Annotated in this window: 20 protein-coding genes and 2 pseudogenes; 7 read left to right on the top strand and 15 right to left on the bottom strand. The window is 58.1% G+C overall.

The features are described from left to right. Window positions 1–5 precede the first annotated feature (5 nt). Window positions 6–1,007, top strand: coding sequence for an IS30 family transposase (locus ACGYKA_RS16805; RefSeq protein WP_317388860.1), 1,002 nt, complete (start codon window positions 6–8; stop codon window positions 1,005–1,007). Window positions 1,008–1,112: 105 nt separating this feature from the next. After that, window positions 1,113–1,499, top strand: a pseudogene (locus tag ACGYKA_RS16810) (hypothetical protein); the annotation flags it as partial. Between the two features lie 39 nt (window positions 1,500–1,538). Here the strand turns inward: ACGYKA_RS16810 and ACGYKA_RS16815 are convergent. After that, complete coding sequence (locus ACGYKA_RS16815; RefSeq protein ID WP_065331824.1) at window positions 1,539–2,240, bottom strand: IS6 family transposase; 702 nt, start codon at window positions 2,238–2,240, stop codon at window positions 1,539–1,541. 353 nt (window positions 2,241–2,593) lie between these two features. Here ACGYKA_RS16815 and ACGYKA_RS16820 point away from each other — a divergent pair, with 353 nt between their 5' ends. Continuing rightward, window positions 2,594–4,684, top strand: a complete 2,091-nt coding sequence (locus ACGYKA_RS16820) for a protein-disulfide reductase DsbD (protein WP_081285562.1) — start codon at window positions 2,594–2,596, stop codon at window positions 4,682–4,684. A gap of 2 nt (window positions 4,685–4,686) precedes the next feature. Here the strand turns inward: ACGYKA_RS16820 and ACGYKA_RS16825 are convergent. The 4 genes and pseudogenes from ACGYKA_RS16825 to ACGYKA_RS16840 all read right to left on the bottom strand — a co-directional run bounded on the left by ACGYKA_RS16825 (window position 4,687) and on the right by ACGYKA_RS16840 (window position 9,455). Beyond that, a pseudogene (locus tag ACGYKA_RS16825) lies at window positions 4,687–5,407 on the bottom strand (MauE/DoxX family redox-associated membrane protein). Between the two features lie 68 nt (window positions 5,408–5,475). Next, the gene (locus ACGYKA_RS16830) at window positions 5,476–6,426 is read right to left on the bottom strand and encodes a DUF305 domain-containing protein (RefSeq protein WP_050686576.1); all 951 of its coding nucleotides are present in this window, start codon (window positions 6,424–6,426) and stop codon (window positions 5,476–5,478) included. Between the two features lie 119 nt (window positions 6,427–6,545). Further along, on the bottom strand, window positions 6,546–6,935 hold the full coding sequence (gene cueR / locus ACGYKA_RS16835) for a Cu(I)-responsive transcriptional regulator (protein ID WP_005619161.1): 390 nt from the start codon (window positions 6,933–6,935) through the stop codon (window positions 6,546–6,548). A 9-nt stretch (window positions 6,936–6,944) separates the two neighbouring features. Then, the gene (locus tag ACGYKA_RS16840) at window positions 6,945–9,455 is read right to left on the bottom strand and encodes a heavy metal translocating P-type ATPase (RefSeq protein WP_043847201.1); all 2,511 of its coding nucleotides are present in this window, start codon (window positions 9,453–9,455) and stop codon (window positions 6,945–6,947) included. A 146-nt stretch (window positions 9,456–9,601) separates the two neighbouring features. Between ACGYKA_RS16840 and ACGYKA_RS16845 the strand changes: the two genes are divergently transcribed. Then, a complete protein-coding gene (locus ACGYKA_RS16845; protein WP_043847225.1) occupies window positions 9,602–9,796 on the top strand; it encodes a heavy-metal-associated domain-containing protein in 195 nt (64 codons plus the stop codon). 8 nt (window positions 9,797–9,804) lie between these two features. Here the strand turns inward: ACGYKA_RS16845 and ACGYKA_RS16850 are convergent, their stop codons facing one another. The 10 genes from ACGYKA_RS16850 to ACGYKA_RS16895 all read right to left on the bottom strand — a co-directional run bounded on the left by ACGYKA_RS16850 (window position 9,805) and on the right by ACGYKA_RS16895 (window position 17,848). Next, the gene (locus ACGYKA_RS16850) at window positions 9,805–10,524 is read right to left on the bottom strand and encodes a DsbA family protein (protein ID WP_050686574.1); all 720 of its coding nucleotides are present in this window, start codon (window positions 10,522–10,524) and stop codon (window positions 9,805–9,807) included. Beyond that, entirely contained in the window at window positions 10,524–11,018 is a 495-nt protein-coding gene (locus ACGYKA_RS16855; RefSeq protein ID WP_005619169.1) for a cytochrome c, read from the bottom strand. Before ACGYKA_RS16855 ends, ACGYKA_RS16850 begins: the two co-directional genes overlap by 1 nt. Further along, window positions 11,015–12,403 carry a multicopper oxidase family protein gene (locus ACGYKA_RS16860; RefSeq protein WP_050686572.1) on the bottom strand — a complete coding sequence of 463 codons (1,389 nt, stop codon included), beginning with the start codon at window positions 12,401–12,403 and terminating at the stop codon, window positions 11,015–11,017. The genes ACGYKA_RS16855 and ACGYKA_RS16860 overlap by 4 nt, the downstream gene beginning before the upstream one ends. A 16-nt stretch (window positions 12,404–12,419) precedes the next feature. Beyond that, window positions 12,420–13,310: a cytochrome c gene (locus ACGYKA_RS16865; RefSeq protein ID WP_009824485.1), complete on the bottom strand. Its 891-nt coding sequence runs from the start codon at window positions 13,308–13,310 to the stop codon at window positions 12,420–12,422. A gap of 4 nt (window positions 13,311–13,314) precedes the next feature. Further along, window positions 13,315–13,914 carry a cytochrome c gene (locus tag ACGYKA_RS16870; RefSeq protein ID WP_009824484.1) on the bottom strand — a complete coding sequence of 200 codons (600 nt, stop codon included), beginning with the start codon at window positions 13,912–13,914 and terminating at the stop codon, window positions 13,315–13,317. 5 nt (window positions 13,915–13,919) lie between these two features. Next, entirely contained in the window at window positions 13,920–14,378 is a 459-nt protein-coding gene (locus ACGYKA_RS16875) for a cytochrome c (RefSeq protein ID WP_005619178.1), read from the bottom strand. Further along, entirely contained in the window at window positions 14,378–14,950 is a 573-nt protein-coding gene (locus tag ACGYKA_RS16880; protein WP_043847205.1) for a L,D-transpeptidase, read from the bottom strand. Before ACGYKA_RS16880 ends, ACGYKA_RS16875 begins: the two co-directional genes overlap by 1 nt. 128 nt (window positions 14,951–15,078) lie before the next feature. Beyond that, on the bottom strand, window positions 15,079–15,672 hold the full coding sequence (locus tag ACGYKA_RS16885; protein WP_005619183.1) for a L,D-transpeptidase: 594 nt from the start codon (window positions 15,670–15,672) through the stop codon (window positions 15,079–15,081). A gap of 17 nt (window positions 15,673–15,689) precedes the next feature. Then, a complete protein-coding gene (locus tag ACGYKA_RS16890) occupies window positions 15,690–17,132 on the bottom strand; it encodes an ATP-binding protein (RefSeq protein ID WP_050672446.1) in 1,443 nt (480 codons plus the stop codon). After that, on the bottom strand, window positions 17,129–17,848 hold the full coding sequence (locus ACGYKA_RS16895) for a response regulator (RefSeq protein ID WP_050672447.1): 720 nt from the start codon (window positions 17,846–17,848) through the stop codon (window positions 17,129–17,131). The genes ACGYKA_RS16890 and ACGYKA_RS16895 overlap by 4 nt, the downstream gene beginning before the upstream one ends. Window positions 17,849–17,973: 125 nt before the next feature. Between ACGYKA_RS16895 and ACGYKA_RS16900 the strand changes: the two genes are divergently transcribed. From ACGYKA_RS16900 to ACGYKA_RS16910, 3 genes are all read left to right on the top strand, one after another. Beyond that, complete coding sequence (locus ACGYKA_RS16900; protein ID WP_043847208.1) at window positions 17,974–18,420, top strand: DUF411 domain-containing protein; 447 nt, start codon at window positions 17,974–17,976, stop codon at window positions 18,418–18,420. A 97-nt stretch (window positions 18,421–18,517) separates the two neighbouring features. After that, complete coding sequence (locus ACGYKA_RS16905) at window positions 18,518–19,060, top strand: hypothetical protein (protein WP_050672448.1); 543 nt, start codon at window positions 18,518–18,520, stop codon at window positions 19,058–19,060. Window positions 19,061–19,179: 119 nt separating this feature from the next. After that, entirely contained in the window at window positions 19,180–19,491 is a 312-nt protein-coding gene (locus tag ACGYKA_RS16910; protein WP_037953520.1) for a DUF2933 domain-containing protein, read from the top strand. Window positions 19,492–19,558 lie beyond the last annotated feature (67 nt).

Consider the following 19,558-nt stretch of genomic DNA (forward strand, 5'->3'; position numbering starts at 1 on the left):
TCGGTATGGGAGCCGTTTACGACCAACTGAGTATCACAGAACGACGCAAGATAGAACGCTGGAGACACGCTAAGGTCCCAGTTGATGAGATGGCGCGCGTTCTGAAGCGCTGCAGATCAACGATATTTCGCGAGCTAAAGCGCAACCATTTTTCGGACGAAAGCATGCCGGGTTGCGATGGCTATTACGGTGCCGCTGCTCACCTGATGCAAGCGGAACGTCGTGCTCGAGAGCGCAAACTGATCAAACATCCTGAGCTTCGCAAGTGCGTGATCGAGCGTATCAAGAACGGCTGGACACCAGAGCAGATCAGTAACCGTATGATTCACGAACGCGCTCCTCTCAGGGTCTGTCAGGAAACCATCTATCGTTACATCTACTCCAAGGAAGGTCAGCGCGAAGACCTGTGGTGGTATCTACCGACCCACCGTGTCGCCCGCAGACCACGTCGCACCAGAAGGCGCAGAGAACCCAAATTCCACCGCGATGTCAGCATTCTGTTCCGACCCGATGATGTCGCTCATCGCCGTCAGTTCGGTCATTGGGAAGCTGATTTGATGCTGTTTAAACAAAAGCTTGGCCAGTCCAACGTTACCTCACTGGTTGAGCGCGTCAGCCGCTTCACTGTGATCCTGAAAAACCCGAACAAGCGCACCAAGCCGGTCATGGCCAAGATCATGAGCGCCATCAAAGACCTCCCCCTCGTCGCCCGTCGGTCCATCACTTTTGACCGCGGAACCGAGTTTGTCAGTTGGCCCCACCTGCAAGCCGAGATCGGAACCCAGACGTGGTTCTGCGACCCCTCCAGCCCCTGGCAGAAAGGCACAGTCGAGAACACTAACCGACGCCTTCGAAGGTGGTTGCCCCGCAAACGCGATATCCGGCAATGCACAGATCACGATATGAAGGTGATCTGTGATCGCCTCAACAATACGCCGCGCAAGTGCCTTGGATGGAAAACGCCAGCTGAGGTCTTCCGCGAAAAGATGTTGGAGGAAATGCGATGACGCCCCTACCCTGATCCCAACATGAGTCGCAGTTCAGGTATCGCTCACATTGCGATAGTATATTATCGTATATATGCTGGACTCCTCTCACGGAGGTTCCGCAGCATGCACTATCTGATCAAGAAGCTCCTCCCCTCGGTTGCAGTCGCTTTCACCGTGACTGGTCTTTCGCTACCAATGTCCGCCCGAGCGCAGACATACCCGATCGACTGCGCGATCCTCTTGTGTCTGTCTGGCGGCTGGCCCGCTTCCGTCCCTTGCGCCCGAGCTCGCGCCGAATTCATCAGGCGTATCACGCCTTGGCCAGTGGAACCGCCGCTGCAAATCTGGCGCTGTCCCATGGGCGCCTCCTATGAGGGCGATCGGCCACCAAACAACGCTGGCCGTATCTTTGAAGCCTTGTACCGGCCCGACAGCCGTCGACCGCTCCAATCCTTGCCAAGAGACAAATTCGTTCCCGCCGACCAGGCCCTCCGGCTGGTGTTGTCACGTTAACTCGCCGAATTTGCAAGTTGGCAAGCTGTTCGTTGATCAAGCGGCCTGTGCCGCGGATTTCCACGCCTCGAATGCTTCGAGCCGATGGTAGCGGATGGTGAGCGCAGAGCGGCGGCGGGCTGGGACAGAGAAACTATTGCGGGTTGCAGACTTCATAGATACGAAGCGTTGTAATCCACCCGGCGATCGGAAGCCTTGCATCACCCGCTCTCGTTTTCGGAAGGGCAAGTGGCTGTTTTCTGCGCGGTTATTGAGTCCCTTGTGTGACCAATGATCAAGGCCAGGCGCGACCTCGCGCTTTGCGGCACCATAGGAGCGCAGCTTGTCCGTAATGATCCTTTTTGGCACGAAGCCCCAACGTTTCATCAGCTTGACCAAAAGCCGCTTTGCGGCGCGCTTGTCTCGTCTCGATTGGAGAATTTCCTCAAGAACAAAGCCGTGTTGGTCGACCGCGCGCCAGAGCCAGTATGACCGACCCGCGATCTTCACAACGACTTCGTCCAGATGCCAGACATCGCCGGGGCGCGGCTGCCGTCGCTGTAGAACGTGGGCGATCAGGGGGCCGAACTTGACGCTCCAGCGCCGGATTGTCTCATACGAAACGTCGACGCCACGTTCCAGCATCAGCTCTTCGACCTCGCGCAGGCTCAAGTTGAACCGGACGTAAAGCCAGACAATATGAGCGATGATCTGAGGCGGAAACCGGTGGCGTTTGTAGCTGATCTTTTGTGTCTGCATCGACACCGCCTACGCCCAGATCAATGAACCAGCAACCTCAGGACCGTTAATGTGACAACACCTCTTCTTCCTTCTCTCAATTGCTAAGCGTTCAACTAAGTCATCCGCATTTGGTTTCAATTTCCAGCGCTGGAAGGTTGGAGGCCGCGGTTGCGATTGAAATGTTCAATGAAGAAAAAAGCTTCTATTGGCCTTCCTGCTACGAACGCGGACTTCGTCGCGTTATTCTCGTAGCGGGATGGCTTCACAAACGACATTGTATCCGTTTGTAAAGTTGACCAACCGGGAGATGCAGCCATAGAGGTGCTTCGGATTTCGATCTCGGGACAAGGGTGGAAGCGAGCCAAAAGATGATGCGAACCACGTTGCGCCTATTCTTCCTTCTCATGGCTTGCCTTTGGGCCTCCATGGGCTTTGCTGCATCGAGCGATACCTACGAGAATTCAACAATCACGGCCCGGCTCATCTCCGTTGAAAATGGGGTCGCGGAAACCTCCAGAACCCTTTCCCTTGGCCTGGATGTCGAGCTGGCCGAGGGCTGGAAAGCCTATTGGCGTTCGCCCGGCGAGGTGGGTCTGCCGCCTGAAATTTCATGGGATGGATCGGAAAATCTGGTGAGCGCACAGATGCTCTGGCCCGCGCCTGAGCGCTTCACGGCATTCGGCATCGAGAATTTTGGCTACAAGACCCGTGTCGTCCTGCCCATTCAGGCAGTTCTCGAAACTGCGGGCCAGTCCGCAACATTGCAGGCGCGTGTTTCATTGCTGGCGTGCTCGACTGTCTGTGTGCCGCATGATTTCGATCTCGCACTGACAATTCCGGCGGGCACCGGGATTGACGCGAAGGCGGCGGGCCTGATTTCGGAGTATGCCCAGCGGGTGCCGCTTGGTCCCGAAGAGAGCGACATCATTGTCGAAACGGCGGTGATCGCGGATGATGCGCTTTATGTGACGGCGCGCAGTGCGAATGCCTTTGTGAAGCCGGATATCTTTCCGGAACTGGGGCCGGAATTCACCTTTGGCAAACCGGACATCCGAACCGATGATGCGGGAACAGCCCTTTGGGCCAAGCTGCCTCTTCTCGCGCAAGGGGAGGATCCGCCGCCCCTGCAACTGACTTTGACCGATGGATCACGCGCGGTGACAGCGCAGCCCGCTTGGTCAGACCGCATCCCGGGTGCACCATTCGAGGTTATGGCGAACCTGCCGGATCTGACGCAAATCCTGGCGATTGCGGCCTTTGCCTTTCTTGGCGGTCTGATCCTGAATGTCATGCCCTGTGTTCTGCCTGTCCTGTCCATCAAGCTGACATCGGTTCTCAATCATGGAAACAAGCCAGCGCACGAGGTCCGGAATGGGTTCCTGATGTCGGCGCTTGGCGTTCTGGTGTTCATGTGGGCCCTCGCCGCAATCATTCTGGTTCTGCAATCCGTCGGCGTCACCGTTGGGTGGGGCCTGCAATTCCAAAGCCCTGTTTTCCTGACCGTCATGTTTCTGGTGCTTGCCGTGTTCTCTGCCAATCTGTTCGGGGTGTTCGAAGTTTCATTGCCCTCCGGGTTGCAGTCACGGCTGGCCAGATCAAGCGGTCGCGACGGGTATGGCGGAGATTTTGCAACAGGCGCCTTCGCGGCGGTGCTGGCCACGCCCTGCTCGGCCCCGTTTTTGGGGACAGCGGTTGCCTTTGCCCTGTCCGGGCGCCCGATTGATGTCATTCTCGTTTTCACGGCTCTGGGGCTTGGGCTCTCCCTGCCCTATCTGGTTCTGGCGGGGAAGCCTGGTCTGGTCCGGTTGTTGCCCAGGCCGGGACGTTGGATGGTTGTCGTCAAATGGGTGCTTGCCGGTCTTCTGGCCGGGACCGCGATCTGGCTGCTCTGGGTACTGATAGGGGTGGCGGGTGGCCGGGTGGCCATGACCGTGCTGCTTATGACGAGCCTTTTCATTCTTCTCGCAACAATACGTTTGCCGGGCAGATTGACGCGCCCGACAGCGCTGGTGGTGGTTGCTGTTCTCAGCCTTCTGGTGCCGACGGCGCTGACAATCCCGCCGCAGACGAGAGCGGTGGGCCAGGACTGGGTCGCGTTCGATCGCTCCGAGATACCGAAACTGGTGTCGCAGGGAAAAACCGTCTTTGTCGACGTGACCGCAGACTGGTGCCTGACGTGCAAGGCCAACAAGACGCTGGTGCTGGACCGTGCGCCCGTGGTCGACCAACTGCGGGGTGATAATGTCGTTGCGATGCGGGCAGACTGGACTAGGCCCAGCACTGACATTTCCCGGTATCTGGAAAGCCACAACAGGTTTGGCATCCCGTTCAACATCGTCTACGGGCCAAACGCGCCAGACGGGATCATCCTGTCCGAGGTTCTGACGTCCGAAGCCGTTCTCGACGCGCTGAGCAGGGCTGCACTTGGCGACCCTGTGACCGCTTTGAAAACGGATGGTTAGGCCTAAAAGAGGCCCATCGCACGCGCCGACATCCAGACGCCCATGAATATCATCATCAGGTTTTCGGTCAGGGACACGAAACCCAGCGGCACGTTTGAACCGCCGCCCACGCAGGCGCACTTGATCTCGCGCTTATCGATGTAGACGGCCTTGAAAACTGAAGCCGCTCCGACCGTACCGATGAACAGTGCAACAGGCGCGCTGATCCAGACCAAGGCACCGGCGACCATGAGAATACCGGCAAGTGCTTCGCCGAAGGGATAGACATAGCCATAGCGCACCCATTTCTGGGCAAGCAGATCGTAGTTCAGAAACATCGTGGAAAACGTCTCGACGTCCTGCAGTTTTTGAACAGCAAGAAAGCTCATCGAGATCGCGATGAACCACTCGAATGCCCGCAGCGTCAGGATCGAACCGTAAAACGCCCAACTGAGACCAAGCGCCATAAGGAATGCGACCGCGAATATCGCAATGACGGGTTGATAAGTCGTCTCGTCGTCATCCTTTACGTCCTGGCCGAAAAATTCCCTCAGCGCGTCATAGCCACCAATTCTTTCATTGCCGATAAAGGTCTGCGGAGTCGTTTCGACACCGTGTTCTTCCATGAAAGCATCCGTTTCCTCGCGGGTGTTCAGAGGCCGGTCCTCAATCGAATACCCCTCCCGCTCAAGCAGGTCCTTCGATTTTCAGCCCATAGGGACAAACATGCTCCTCCATCACCATTCGGTACAAAACCGCCGTCTTCGGGGTGGATTTTGCCTCTCTCGTCATGACGCGTTCCTTTAAATCCTTTAACCGTTGCAGGTCCAATACCCGGTAAATCCGACAGTCAGAGGCGTCTCTCCCGTCAATTCAAACAGCAGGGTGGCGTCTTCACCGTCCGCGTCACCCGGCGCCAGCGTGAATTGGCCACCATCGGCAGACAGGACGCCACCGGACGTCACTGTGTCTTGCGACGTGAAGTTGACCAGCGATCCGGATATCTTGGCGACGCCGTTCCCCGCCCCGTCCGTGACCAGAATGGGATCGGCGTTCACGGCGCGAATGAAACGGCATTGTCCGTCGGACCCCAGTGCGCGTGTTATTTCTTCGGCTTTGAGCGGTGCAGGACGGATTCCGGCAATCACCGGGGTTGCAATCGCTTCTTGAAGCCCCTCCATTTCAGCCGGACCGTCCGCTTCACCAAGTGGCCATTCAGGACCGGCTTCGCCATTTGCCTCAATGTCATCTATGAGGAAACGCATTTCGGAAATTTCGCGGTTTTGCGCCGTCACAATTTCCGAAGCCAGCGCCTCGACCCTTGGATCTGTCAGCTCGGCCCGTTCGCTTGTCATGATCGCAATGGAGTGGTGCGGAATCATCGCGCTCATCCAGCTTTCGTCCTGAATGGTCTCCTGGCTTCTCACGAGCCAGAGCGCGCCGGCGAACATCACGACAGACCCGAGAATGATCGCGGCGTTGACGCCCTTGTTCTTGTACATGTTCAACATGAAAAGGAGCATCACGGTCGCCATCGTCGCGCCCATGATGAACGTCATGTAAAATCGGGTTTCGCTCCAGTAGACATGTTCGAAGGAGTACGAGTTGATGTACATCAGGCCGAACATGATCGCAGTCGATGTGCCGACCATCGCCAGAAACCGGCCATAGGATGAACCTGAATGGCCTCCCGAATGTGCTGCACCTTCACTTGAACGGGTGTCGGACCCGCCACGAGATTTCCCGATCGCATCTTCAGACATCTGATCTCTCCATCATGGATTCTATTTGTGGAGGAACAACATTCCAGCGCTGGAGGGTTTCAAGACGATATATCGAAACGGCATGAAACCCCATAAATGTCTGGCCCAGGCATCGTGCGTTACGGGTCTTTGGCCAGATCTTTCAGGATTGGACAATCGGGGCGGTGATCGCCCTGGCAGGCGTCAACGAGGTGAGCCAGGGTCTCTCGCATCGACTTGAGCTGGGCGATTTTTTCGTCAACGGCGGCCAGATGCTCTTGAGCGACAGCCTTGACCTGTGCACTTTCCCGCGTCTCATCTTCATAGAGATCAAGCAGCGTGCGGCAGTCTTCGATCGAGAACCCGAACGTCCTGGCGCGACCGAGAAATGCGAGCTTGTGGATGTCGCTGTCGCGAAAGGCGCGATAGCCGTTGTCGCTGCGCAAAGGCCGGACAAGGCCGATGTCTTCGTAGTAGCGGATTGTCTTCGCTGGCAAACCCGCGCGTTCTGATACTTCTCCGATGTTCACACCTGTCTCCTATTCTGCGGGCTGCGTTGCGAATTTCGTCTCCGCGTCGTGGGGCGGATCCTGTTCCGACATCGTCGCCTTGATCCGTCGCAGCCGCAGCGCGTTGGTCAGAACCGACACGGAGGACAGCGCCATGGCCCCGGCGGCAAACACCGGCGACAGGAGCAATCCAAAGGCCGGGTAAAGCGCGCCCGCCGCCACAGGGATCAGCGCGACGTTATAGCCAAAGGCCCAGATAAGGTTCTGCCGTATGTTGCGCATGGTCTTGCGCGACACGTCGATGGCATTCACCACGCCGCGCAGGTCGCCCGACATCAACACCACGTCGGCGCTTTCGATTGCGACATCCGTGCCGGTTCCGATGGCGATGCCGACATCGGCATGGGCCAGCGCTGGCGCGTCGTTGATGCCGTCTCCGACAAAGGCGATCTTGCTGTTCCCTTGCCGCAATTCGTCCAGGGCGGCGACTTTTCCATCCGGCAACACCCCTGCAATGACATGGTCGATCCCGACCTCGCGGGCGATGGCATCTGCCGTGGCCTTCTTGTCTCCGGTGATCATCGCGACCTTGATCCCTCGATCATGCAGAGCTGCGATCACTTCGGCGCTGGAGGATTTGACCGGGTCTGCCACGGCAATCACGGCCGCCAGGGATCCGTCCACCGCAGCATAAAGCGCGGTGCGTCCCTTTTCGGCCAAGGCCCTTTCGCGGTCTTCCAGCGGGCTGGTGTCAATGCCCTGCTGCACCATGAAGCGATCCGCACCGACATGAACCTTGCGGCCCTGGACAAGCGCCTCGACACCGTAGCCGGTCACGGACCGGAATTCCGTCGCATCGGGCCAGGACAGGCCTTCGCTCTTTGCGGACTGCACAATGGCCTCTGCCACCGGGTGCTCAGACTGCGCCTCGACAGATGCGATGAGGGCGAGTGTCTCTGCCCGGTCAAAGCCGTCGGCCGTGATGAGGTCTGTCAAACTGGGTTGCCCTTGCGTGACCGTCCCGGTCTTGTCCAATGCGACAACGCCAACTTCATCCAGATGTTGCAGCGCATCTCCCTTGCGGAAGAACACCCCCATCTCAGCCGCGCGTCCTGTCCCCACCATGATCGAGGTGGGCGTGGCCAACCCCATGGCGCAGGGGCACGCAATGATCAGAACGGAGACACCCGCCACAAGCGCAAAGGTCAGAGCCGGATCGGGACCGACCAGCAGCCAGACAACCACAGTCGCAAGCGCCAGAACCAGAACGGCAGGCACGAACCACATGGTCACGCGATCCACTAGGCCTTGGATCGGCAGCTTGGCCCCCTGAGCATCTTCGACCATGCGGATAATCTGCGCCAGCGTGGTATCCGCCCCGACTCGCGTCGCCGTTATGGTCAGGCTCCCGGTGCCGTTCACCGTGCCGCCGGTCACCGGTTCGCCAGCAGCCTTTGGCACGGCGAGGGGTTCACCGGTGATCATGCTTTCATCGACGTTGCTTGATCCTTCTGTGACCTCGCCATCGACAGGCAGCCTTTCACCGGGACGCACGAGGATCTGATCGCCGATCCGCAGTTCCTTGATGTCAACCTCGGTCGCCTGCCCGTCACGCAGGACCCTGGCTGTCTTTGCCTGCAGACCAAGAAGGGCCTGAATGGCTGCACCGGTCTTGCCCTTGGCCCGCGCTTCAAGCCAGCGACCCAACAAGATCAGAACGACAATAACCGCCGCTGCTTCGAAATAGACGGCGCGCACACCGTCAGGCAGCACCTGAGGCAGGAAGGTCGCGACTACGGAATAAGTCCACGCCGCCCCGGTTCCCAGTGCGACAAGGCTGTTCATATCCGGGGCACGCTTGATCAACGCCGGAATGCCCTTCGCAAAGAACCCCCAACCCGGTCCGAAAAGAACCACCGTGGCAAGCGCGAATTGGATCAGCCATGACGTTTGAATGCCGATTGTGCTCTCAATCAGGCCCTCAAAGCCGGGTATGGTATGTTTTCCCATTTCCAGAACGAACACCGGCACGGTCAGGATCGCGGCAAGGATGACACGGCGCGCCAGCGCGTCGGCTTCTTCTGCCTTGCGGTCCGATCGGTCCTCGTGCGCATCGCTCTGCGCAATCTCGGCCGGGTACCCCGCCTCCGTACTGATCCGGGCAATCTTTTCCGGGGTGATGGCATCTGGCAGATACTCTACCACAGCCGTTTCGGTTGCCAGATTGACCGCCGCATTCAATACGCCGGGTGTCCGTACAAGCGCCTTTTCAACCCGACCGACACAGGACGCGCAGGACATGGCGTCTACGTTCAATGTTACGCGCCCCGTCCGTGCCGGGTATCCGGCGTTCGAGAGGGCCGTGACCGCCACGCCCGTGGTGGCCGGATTATCCATCTGAAATTGAGCCGTTTCGTTCACAAGGTTGACACTGACGTTCGAAAGGCCCGGAACCTCGTTCAAAGCCTTCTCAACCCTGCCCACACAAGACGCACAGTTCATGCCGGAAACGGATAGACGTATCGTATTGGGGTCGGTCATGAGGGCCTCCTCGGTTGAACTTACCCTGATATAGGGCTTCCAGTTGCTGGAAGCTCAAGAGAGTATCTAATTTTTTTTGATATTTGCTTGACCTTCCTCCCGATGGAACGACCAAGTCTGAGGTTGTACCAAAAATGGAGGCCTTCATGATTTTTTCCGTCCCGAAAATGAGCTGTGGACACTGCACATCCGCTATAGAAAGCGGCATCAAGGCAAAGGATCCATCAGCCGTTGTCACGGCCGATCTGGACCTTCGCCTTGTCACTGTCCAAAGCACATTGGAACAGGCGACCGTGCGGCAAGCCATCGCTGACGCTGGCTACGACGCTTCAGCCGCGTAGGATTGTCCTTATTCGGCGGCCCGTGCCTGATCGACAAGCTCGATCATCTGGTCCGCCTGGATCAGGCCCGGCGCAAGACTGTCGCCGATCACAAATGAAGGTGTGCCACTGAACCCCAGAGATTGCGCAAGCCGCATGGAAGTCTGTATGTGTTCTTCGATTTCCGGTCCGTTCATGTCGCGACGCAACTGTGCAACATCGAGGCCGATGTCTTCCGCAGTGCGGAGAATCGATGCTTCCTCTGCGCGTTCCTTCAGTTGCATCATGGCCCAATGAAACTCTTCATATTTGCCCTGGTTTCGGGACGCCAGCGCCGCGCGGGCGGCAAAAACCGACCCGTCCCCCAGAATGGGCCATTCCCGGTAAACGACCCTGACGTTGGGATCAGCAGCGAGCAGGGCCTCCATTTCAGGTTTAACCCGGCGGCAATAGGGGCAGTTGTAGTCGAAGAATTCGACAACCGTGACATCGCCATCCGGATTGCCCAGAACGGGCGCATTGGGATCATTTTCAAGCGTGGCTTTTTCCGTATCGAAAACCTGCGCTGCGGCTTGCGCCTGCAACGCCTGCTGTTGCTGTTCGAACAACTGCGCGGCCTCGAACACGATGCCCGGATTCTCGCGGATGGCTTCCAGCACCAGTTCCTTGATCCGGTCTTCGTCCATGCCGTCTGCAATCGCAGCGATCGGAAGCATTAACAGTGCGGTGGTAGCCAAGAATCTTTTCATTATCCGTCTCCTTGTGAGGCAATATCCTGGGCCGTGCGCTCGGCTTGCGTGGCGCGTTCACGCTCCGGCCATGTTGACTTGATGTATGCGAGGATGTCCCAGATTTCCCCGTCGCTCAGTTGGTCGCCGAAACCGGGCATGCCGCTGTTGAAGTCAACGCCTTGCGCCGCGAGAACCTCGGCGCCCCCCAGCTTGGTGTAGGCGAACAGCATGCTGTCCGCGTGGTGCCAAGTGTGGCCGCTTGCATCATGCGGCGGTGCGGGCAGGCTTCCGTCATCACGCGGACTGCGCCAGTTTTCTTCACCTTCCAGATTTGCGCCATGGCACGCGGCGCAATTTTCGGCATAGAGGACTTCGCCCGCGGCCACATCGGCTGAGGAGTTGATGAGGTTTTCCGCCGTATGGTCGGTTCCGCCGGACCGGGTCCACAGGAATATGGTAGCCACCGCAACGGTAACTACGCCCAACGCAAGATAGACGGATCGCGGGGTCATCCAACGACGATCTTGGTCATCATGCCCGAAGCCGCATGCGACAGCATGTGGCAATGTAGCAGCCATTGGCCCGGGTTGTCCGCCACAAAGGCAATCTCGCGCGTCTGACCCCGTTCAAGAAGGGTCGTGTCACGCAGCGGTCCGAGGGTGCCGTTTTCGGCGACCTCGTGGAAGTGAATGCCATGCAGGTGCATCGCGTGCGGAAACGCCGTGTCGTTCACGATCTTCAATCGTACATTCTGGCCGCGGTCCAGCCGCGCAAGGGGATCACCGTTGATCCCGTCCACTTTGCCGTTGAACGACCAGAAATACCCGGCCTCGACGATCTCGCCGATCGGCTTGAGTTCGCCCCCAAGGGAAGCGGACCTCATCCGCCCCATGGCACCGCCTTCCATACTCAGGCTGAGCATCGTGGCTTCACTCAAGTCGACCATCCTGTGGTCGTTCGGCGGCAAGGCCAAAGGCGCGTCTCGACGATTTTTCGAGCCCCACTCAACGACCTCGAATGTAACCTGGCTGAAGGCCTCTTCCCGGCCGAACTGAAGAATATGAGCCGTTTCACCAACATCCGCGACCACATCGACGATCAGGTCGATCCGTTGAGCCGGAGCGAGGATCATCGGCTCCGTCACCTTAATGGGTGCAGCCAGGGGCATGCCGTCCAAAGCAACCGCCCAACCGTCAAGGCCTTCCAGCCCCAGTTGGAAATTGCGCGCATTGGCAGCATTGATCAGCCGCAAGCGCAGTCTTTCGTTCTTGCGTGCACTCAGGCCCAGATTGAAGGTTCCATTGGTCGTCAGCAGGTTGCCGATGCGCCCTGCGTGGCTGAGATCATGAGGCGCTCCGAAGTCGTCTTTGATCTGCGCGGTTTCGGGGTCAATAAGCCAATCATCCAGGATCAGGACTTCCTCGCGATCAATGTCGAGAGGCTCGGCCTCTTCCACGATCAGTGCACCGTAAAGCCCTCTGCCCACCTGCTCAAACGACCTATTATGGGCATGGTACCAATAGGTCCCGGCATCCGGGACAGTAAAGTCATAGTCGAATGTTTCCTCCGGCTGGACCACATCCTGTGTCAGGCCGGAAACGCCATCCATCGCATTGTCGATGCGGATGCCGTGCCAATGCGTCGACGTTCCCTGAGAAAACCGGTTGACCAATCTGCGCTGGACACGCCCCCCCTGCGCCACGCGAATCTCCGGACCGGGTGAGCCGCCGTCAAAGCACCAAAGCGATGTCTTGCCATAGTTGCCGGGCAGCAGCTGCACGTCGCTTTGCTGGGCTGTCAGGGTCGCGAATGGCGTGCCCGCAAATCCAGTGCTGGCCGACAGACCACTGAACGCAGCAGATGTTGCCAGAAATTGGCGGCGATTGAGCGTGATCATTCGTGGGTTCCCAAGATTATGATTTGTTGTCCAGCAGGTAGGTGGCCATCGCATTCAGGTCTGCGTCGCTCAGAAAGCCCGTGCCATAGCGCACGACTTCGGCCATTGATCCACCAAATACGTCGCCAGACGGCGTGATGCCAGATCGCAATGCATAAGCCATATCGTCTGTTGTCCAGCCTTCGGACACAAGATCGCGCGTCCGGATCGAAGGTGCTTTGCCACCTCCCGGCAAGGCGTCGTTGCCGGAAAACCTCTTCGATACTATGCGTGCGCCTGCAAAGTTCCGCGTTGTGTGGCAGGCAGCACAATGTGCCGCCCCGTTGACCAGCAGCTTGCCCCTGTTCCAAGCATCGCTTCGGTCCGCCTCTGGTGCGGTGTCAGGCTTTGTCAGAAAAGCCGCCCGCCAAAGTTTCATCCCCCATCGCTGATCGAACGGAAAAGGCACCTCATGGGACGGGGTCGGCACATTCACGGCTGGCACGGTCTGGAACGCGGCCCACAGATCGGCAATGTCCTGATCCGTGTAATTTGCATAAAACGGGTAGGTGAAGGTGGGATAATAGGGGTCTCCGTCCGGGGAAATTCCCTGCCTTACCGCTTTTGCAAACTCTTCTACTGTCCAGCCGCCAATCCCGAATTCGACATCGGTGGTCAGATTTGGCGGATAGAATGTCCCGAAATCGGTCCGGAGCGGCGCTCCTCCTGCCAATGGCGCCCCGCCAGCTTCAAAGTTGGTGTGGCACGCAATGCATCCACTGGCGCGCGCCAGATACGACCCCCGCTGGGCATCGCCTTGCAGGGTCAGGTCCGAGACTGGCGCACCGATCGGCCAGGCTATCGTTGCCGCGACAACGCCGATGCCGCCGACGACCCCCGCACCGATGATCCAACGCCACCACCGCATCTGATCACTTGTCCTCTTTGCGGAACTTCTGGTGGCAGGCCGAACAGGTCTGGGCGACCATCGCGAACGCACGGTCGGTCGGCATGTCCGCAAACATCTCGGTCGTCATGGGAAGGTCCGATCCCATCATGCCCCCTCCCATTGCAGGCGCGGACCCGCCACCCATCATCCCGTCAGTGGCGCCGCCCATCATTGATTCGCTACCGTTGCCCTGTGCTGCGGCCAACCCATTGCCTGCGCTCAACTTCAATCCTTCGGCGGCTGTTCTCAACTCTTGCGCAAGGGCCGCGAACTCTTCGCTGTTTTCCCAGACCGACGGCAACGCCTTGGACACTCCGCCACCCGAGCCTTCAGGAAACAGTCGCGTCATTTGCTCACCGGCATGGCCGATCATCGCGCCAGCTTCCCTGCGGACGACATCGGCGTCATAAGGTACCTGACCCCGCATCATGGGTGATAGCGTCTTGAGTGTTTTGGCCATCGCGGACATGCCCTGCATCCGCTCCAGCACCACGCCGGTTGCTCCGGAATGCGCCAAGGCAGCAACGCCGGTCGTCCCGATCGCAATGGCAGTAATCCATATCTTCATGTTCAAGTTGGTCATTCCTGTCAATTGATCCCGTTGGCGCGCTGAAGTTCCCGCACATATGCAACAACCATCTTCACATCGCCGGGCGTGACGCCTTCAACTGGCGGCATATTGCCAAACTTCCAATGGTGCGCTCTGACACCTTGTTTCGCGGCAAGCAAAAAAGCGGCGTCACCGTGATGGCTCGGTTCATAGATCTTGTGGACAAGCGGCGGTGCCACGCCATTCTGTCCGGCAGCATTCGCACCGTGACAAGCGGCGCAAGCGCCATCGAAAACACGCTTTCCCAATTGGGCATTTGCTGAGAATTCAGCAGGCACAACCACGTCTGCAATCGGCGCGCCCTCTTCCGTCTGCGAAAGATCAGGCGTTGTCATTGTGTGGCCGGGCATCGAAGACGATGGCTGCAATTGCTGCCAGATCACAACCGCGCCACCGACGACAAAAAACGCCGCAATCAGGATGCCGGACTTCGACATCAGATTAATCGTACCTGCGTGCCGACCGGTGTCCTTTCGAACACCTCGATGATTTGCTCGTTGTAGAGACCGATACACCCGCTTGAAGAGCGTCTTCCGATCTTGCGCGTATCATGGGTGCCGTGAATCCTGTAGTACGTCCAACTCAGGTGCAGGGCACGGACGCCCAACGGGTTATCCGGCCCGGGCGGCATATAGGCTGGCAAAGACGGGTCACGTTCGCGCATGGAGGGTGTAGGGGTCCAGTCAGGTTCGGGGTCCTTGAACGTGACTGTCGTGTAGCCGCGCTTTGTCAGCTCGTCAGACAAGGGAACCGATGTCGGATAAATGCGCATTTCGCCATCGGCCGTCCAGTGTTGCATCACGCGGGTAACGGTGTCTGCGATGATGATACCCTTGTCCAAAGCGTCAAAGTGGTCTTGCCAAGCGTGTGTACGAAACGATGAGATATTCCTTCGGACACTGGTTTGATCCACCTGCGCACGCAGGATGGACGGGGCCGCGAAAGCTGCCGATGCGGCACCTGCCGTGAATGCTCGACGCGTTACACGTGTTTGCTTGCGGGTCATCATATGGCCTCATGTTGTTGTCTGCCTATCCACTAGACTACCCGCCTGGTCGCATTTCATGAACAGTCCGGGGCCTGATATTATGTAACGATATGTATCCCGGCCAACGGACACGTCTTCGCGCTGCTGCCTCAAACCTCGATGGGTTTCAGGACAACACGCGTGTCGAGCGGGACCTTCTCATAGAGTTCGATGATCTGATTATTGGTAAGCCTTGCACAGCCGTTTGAGACACGTCGACCAATCGTCTTCGGATCCGTTGTGCCGTGAATTCTCAGGTAGGTGTCCCCACGCCCTGGCTGGTAAAGATACAAGGCGCGGGCACCGAGTGGATTGTTCAGCCCACCGGGCACACCGCCCGCAAAACGAAGATATCGGTCAGGATCTCTGGCTATCATGGCGGGTGTGGGCGTCCACCGCGGCCACTTTTGCTTGCGCGCGACATAGAACTCGCCGGATTCATAGAGCCCCTCCCGGCCAATTCCGACGGTATACCTGATTGCCCGATTGTTCGGCAAAGTCCAAAATAAAGCGAACTGGTTCGGATCGACATGTATTTCTCCCGGTTTGTCTGCCTCGGTGAACGGAACCTGGCGCGGCAACTGCTCCGGGGGCACCACAGATGGCCCGACGCGCCGGTCGTGCTCTGCGTCACTATGCGCGAATGCTGTTTTTCCACTCACCGAAAGAGCTGCAACAGAAGTCAGGAAATATCTTCGTTTCATATACTTGCCTCACTAAACTAGTCGGGTTTGAGGTGACGAACAACCCGCGCCATATGTGGCGAGCCTTCCTCTTTCGGGGCTGACTCGGCGCTTTGTTTGACGGGCAGCGTGATTTCAGCGCGCAGACCCCCATCAGTGCGGTTTTTCAGTTCGATAGAACCACCGTGCTCAAGGATGATGCTGCGCGCAATCGACAGCCCCAGGCCATGACCGCCGGTATCCTGTGATCGCGACGTCTCGAGCCTGACATAGGGTCCGAAAACAGCCTCCAGCTGATTGTCGGGAATACCGGGCCCCTGATCGTCGATGGCGACCACTACCTCACTGCCCATGCGTTGCCACGAAACCCTGGCCTCACTCCCGTAGCGGATCGCGTTCTCAATCAGGTTTCTCAACGCGCGCCCCATCGCGCTTGGTTTCACGGATACGATGAGTGGACCTTGGCTGGTCACCTGAACCTTGTCCAAGCCCATACCAGTGATCAGATCGTGCAAATCAACCGATTGGACCTCTTCATGCTGTCCGACGCCCTTCGCGAAATCGAGGGTCGCATCGACCATCCGTTGCATCTCTTCACTTGACGCCACCAAGGACGTGCGCGTGTCTTCGTCGTCCACCATTTCGGCCCGCACCCTAAGCGCCGTCAAAGGCGAGCGCAGATCATGCGCAAGCGCTGCAAGCATCTGGGTCCGGTCACTGACAAATCGCGTCAGGCGATCCTGCATGATGTTGAATGATCGGGTCAGATCCCGAACTTCCTTCGGCCCTACGACCGGCAGATCGCCCTTGGCGGCGCCGCGACCCAGACGTTCGGACGCAGTCGCGAGATCGTTGAGTGGTCCGGTCAGTCGGGACAGGAGAAACCAGAAACTTGCAACCAGCAGAAGTCCCGCAGTCAGTGCAAAGGATATGTTGGACGCCAGCGACCTTTGCAGAGGCGGCCGTTCGAACCGCGTCTCGATGTTGAGCCAATTCCCACCGGACAGCGCAATGGACAGCTCCATCTCGATGGCCGCAAGGCTGCCCTGCATCATTTCGGCGTGCATTTGCGCCATTTCCGGTGACAGGTTCGGAAGGGGCAGCAGACCTCCCTCGATTTCATGAACCTCAACCCGGATATCCCGGCTGTAGCTTTCCTGAAGCAGTGCCCGTATCCGCGCTTCGACCGCTCCACCGTCATCGTGTTGTCCGTGTGCAACCGACGGCTCGTCTGTAAGGTCGAACCGTACGAGCGGAGACGTTGCCGCGCGGACGATCTGGGCATGCAATTCCGGGGGTGCGCCTTCAATCAACTGTGCGACATTTGCGGCCCTTCCGGCGGCTTCGGCACCGATGGCGGCCTGAATGGCTAACGAGCGTTCATCAACGAAAAACCAAAGACTCAGAGCTTGCGCGAGGATCAAGACACCGAGGACCAGAAGGGCAATCTGTGCACGCAACGTCCGCGGAAGCAGCTTCATTCGCAAATCTCGACATCGCAGGAAAGACTATACCCCCCATGCCGGACAGTCGCGATGATCTTCGGGCGCAAAACGTCCTCTTCCATCTTCCGGCGCAACCGGCTCACCTGATTGTCGATGGTTCGGTCCAATGGACCGGCGACCCGGCCGGTGCTCAATTTGAGCAGCTCGTCGCGGCCAATGACCGTCCTTGGCCTTTGCAGGAACAGGGTCAGGAGTTTGAGTTCACCGGATGTAAGTTGCGTACGCGAACCGCCTTGGTCAATCAGTGTGCGGCCATCGAAATCCAGCTTTAGGTGTGCAAACTTCAACGTTTTCCCCGCAAAACCATTCGGTTTTGGGATCAGCTGCGTCCGACGCAATATCGCGTTGATCCGCGCCACCAGTTCCTTGGGATTAAACGGCTTGGCGAGATAATCGTCTGCCCCGCCATCCAGACCCGCGATGCGGTCTTCGTCGTCACCCAATGCGGTCAGCATCAGGATCGGAATATGCCCTTCCTTGCGCAATCGCCTGCACGCGGACAGCCCGTCTTCCCCCGGCATCATCACATCGAGGACAATCAGATCGAAATGCGCTTCCGCCAGCCTTGCGTCCATCTCAACTGCATTTTCCGCCGCTGAAGCACGCATGCCGTTGCGTTCCAGATAACTGGTGACGGATTTCCGAATCTCTGAATGGTCATCGACGACAAGGATGCGTGGCAGATCGCTCATGCCGCCAACATAGTCATTTTCACCAAGGGACGCCCATCCCGTGTTTGTAGCCAAATGTAACAGCGCGGGCAGTCGACTTCGGGATACCGAGCAACTATTTAAGGAAGAACATCGAGGAGTTTTAAGTGAACCGACGTGAATTTGGCCTTACGGCACTCAGCCTGGCCTTGGCCGGGCCTGCTTTGTCGCAAACCGCCGCACCCACGTTGCAGGTGACAAAGACACCGACCTGCGGCTGCTGCGGCGCTTGGGTAAATGAGATGATCGCTGCCGGTTTCAAGGCATCGGTCGAGGACGTGGATTACGACACGCTTCAGGTTCTGAAGCAGAAACACGGCATCGCGCCGGAACTGGCAGGATGTCACACTACGTCCGTGGGCGGATATTTCGTCGAGGGTCACGTGCCTGCGGCTGACATCGGGCGGTTGCTGAGCGAAAAACCTGTCGCGCGCGGACTGACAGCACCGGGAATGCCCATGGGTTCGCCCGGCATGGGCCCCCAAGGTGATCCCTATGATGTGCTGCTTGTACTGATGGATGGGTCGACGCAAGTCTTCGCAACCCACGGCTGACGTGTTTGCCCGCGATACGTTCCGACAAAGTTTTTCGCCGACCTTACCATTCGGCAGATTTTGTTGGAACGTATCCGTTCTGAGCTTGGCAAGCATATTGCCGTTCCTGCTTGTCTACATCCTCGCAACGCCTGGTTTTGCGACGCTGCTGCTGACGAATGGGACCGCGCTCTCGCGCTTCCTCCGGCAGGTCTTTACCAATGGGTTTGTGGTCGTTTTCCTCGTGAATTACTTGGGGTTCGTTTCCGCATCGGTCGCGCTGAAGCAGTACCAGCATCGGCCGATTGTTTACCTGGTTTTAGATGGCCTGCTGCGGAGTGTCGCATTCATTGGGGTTCACATTGCCGTCTATGTGATGTCGGCCGATCTGTTCGGCTCGTTCAACGGCAGCCGTGCAACAGCTTTGAGCGTGGTCGGACCAACGCTCGAGCGGTCGTTCATGTTTGGGAACATCTCGGGCGTATATCTCTATGCCCTGGCGCCCGGCACCTTCATCGCGCTTCTGGTGGTTCTGACAGAACCTTCTGGCGAGGCATCGAAGCCTACCATGTTCAGGACAATGAGCATGGCCTTGCTGTTCAGCCTGACCCCGATCCCCCTCGTCACATTCCTGTCCTATGCGTTGGATCTGGCAACCTGACGGGCCAACTTGGTCAACGACCCGCAGGCTGTCATCTGATCAAATTGTATCCGAATGTACCCTTGACCTTGCCTCACTGGAATGTCGCAGAAGAACACGAGCATATTCTGGAGAGCTACATGTCTGACAATCAAAGTCAAAAATCCACCGGTTCATCGAAACTGATGCAGTATGGTATGATGGCCTGTTGTGCCGTTATGTTGTTTCCAGTCGCCGCATTCTTTATTGCAGGCGGCACGATCGCGGGTCTGTGGGGCAACGTCGGCCTTTTTGCGCCGCTCGCACTTTGTCTTGGTGCGCATGTCGTCATGCACAGGATGATGGGAAAGTCGTGTCACGGGTCAAGAGTTGAACAGGCGAACGAGGCGACTGTGGATGCAGAATTTGAAGATGGCCAAGCTCCCGAACGAGAACTGGTACGCGCCCGCTAGAACGCGGCTGACAATCGGAATTCCGATTGCAGGTATTCTGGCCCTCGGCGGTTGTGCCCAGTCGGCC

This window comes from Sulfitobacter sp. 1A15106, assembly GCF_043556995.1.
Classification (GTDB): domain Bacteria; phylum Pseudomonadota; class Alphaproteobacteria; order Rhodobacterales; family Rhodobacteraceae; genus Sulfitobacter; species Sulfitobacter faviae.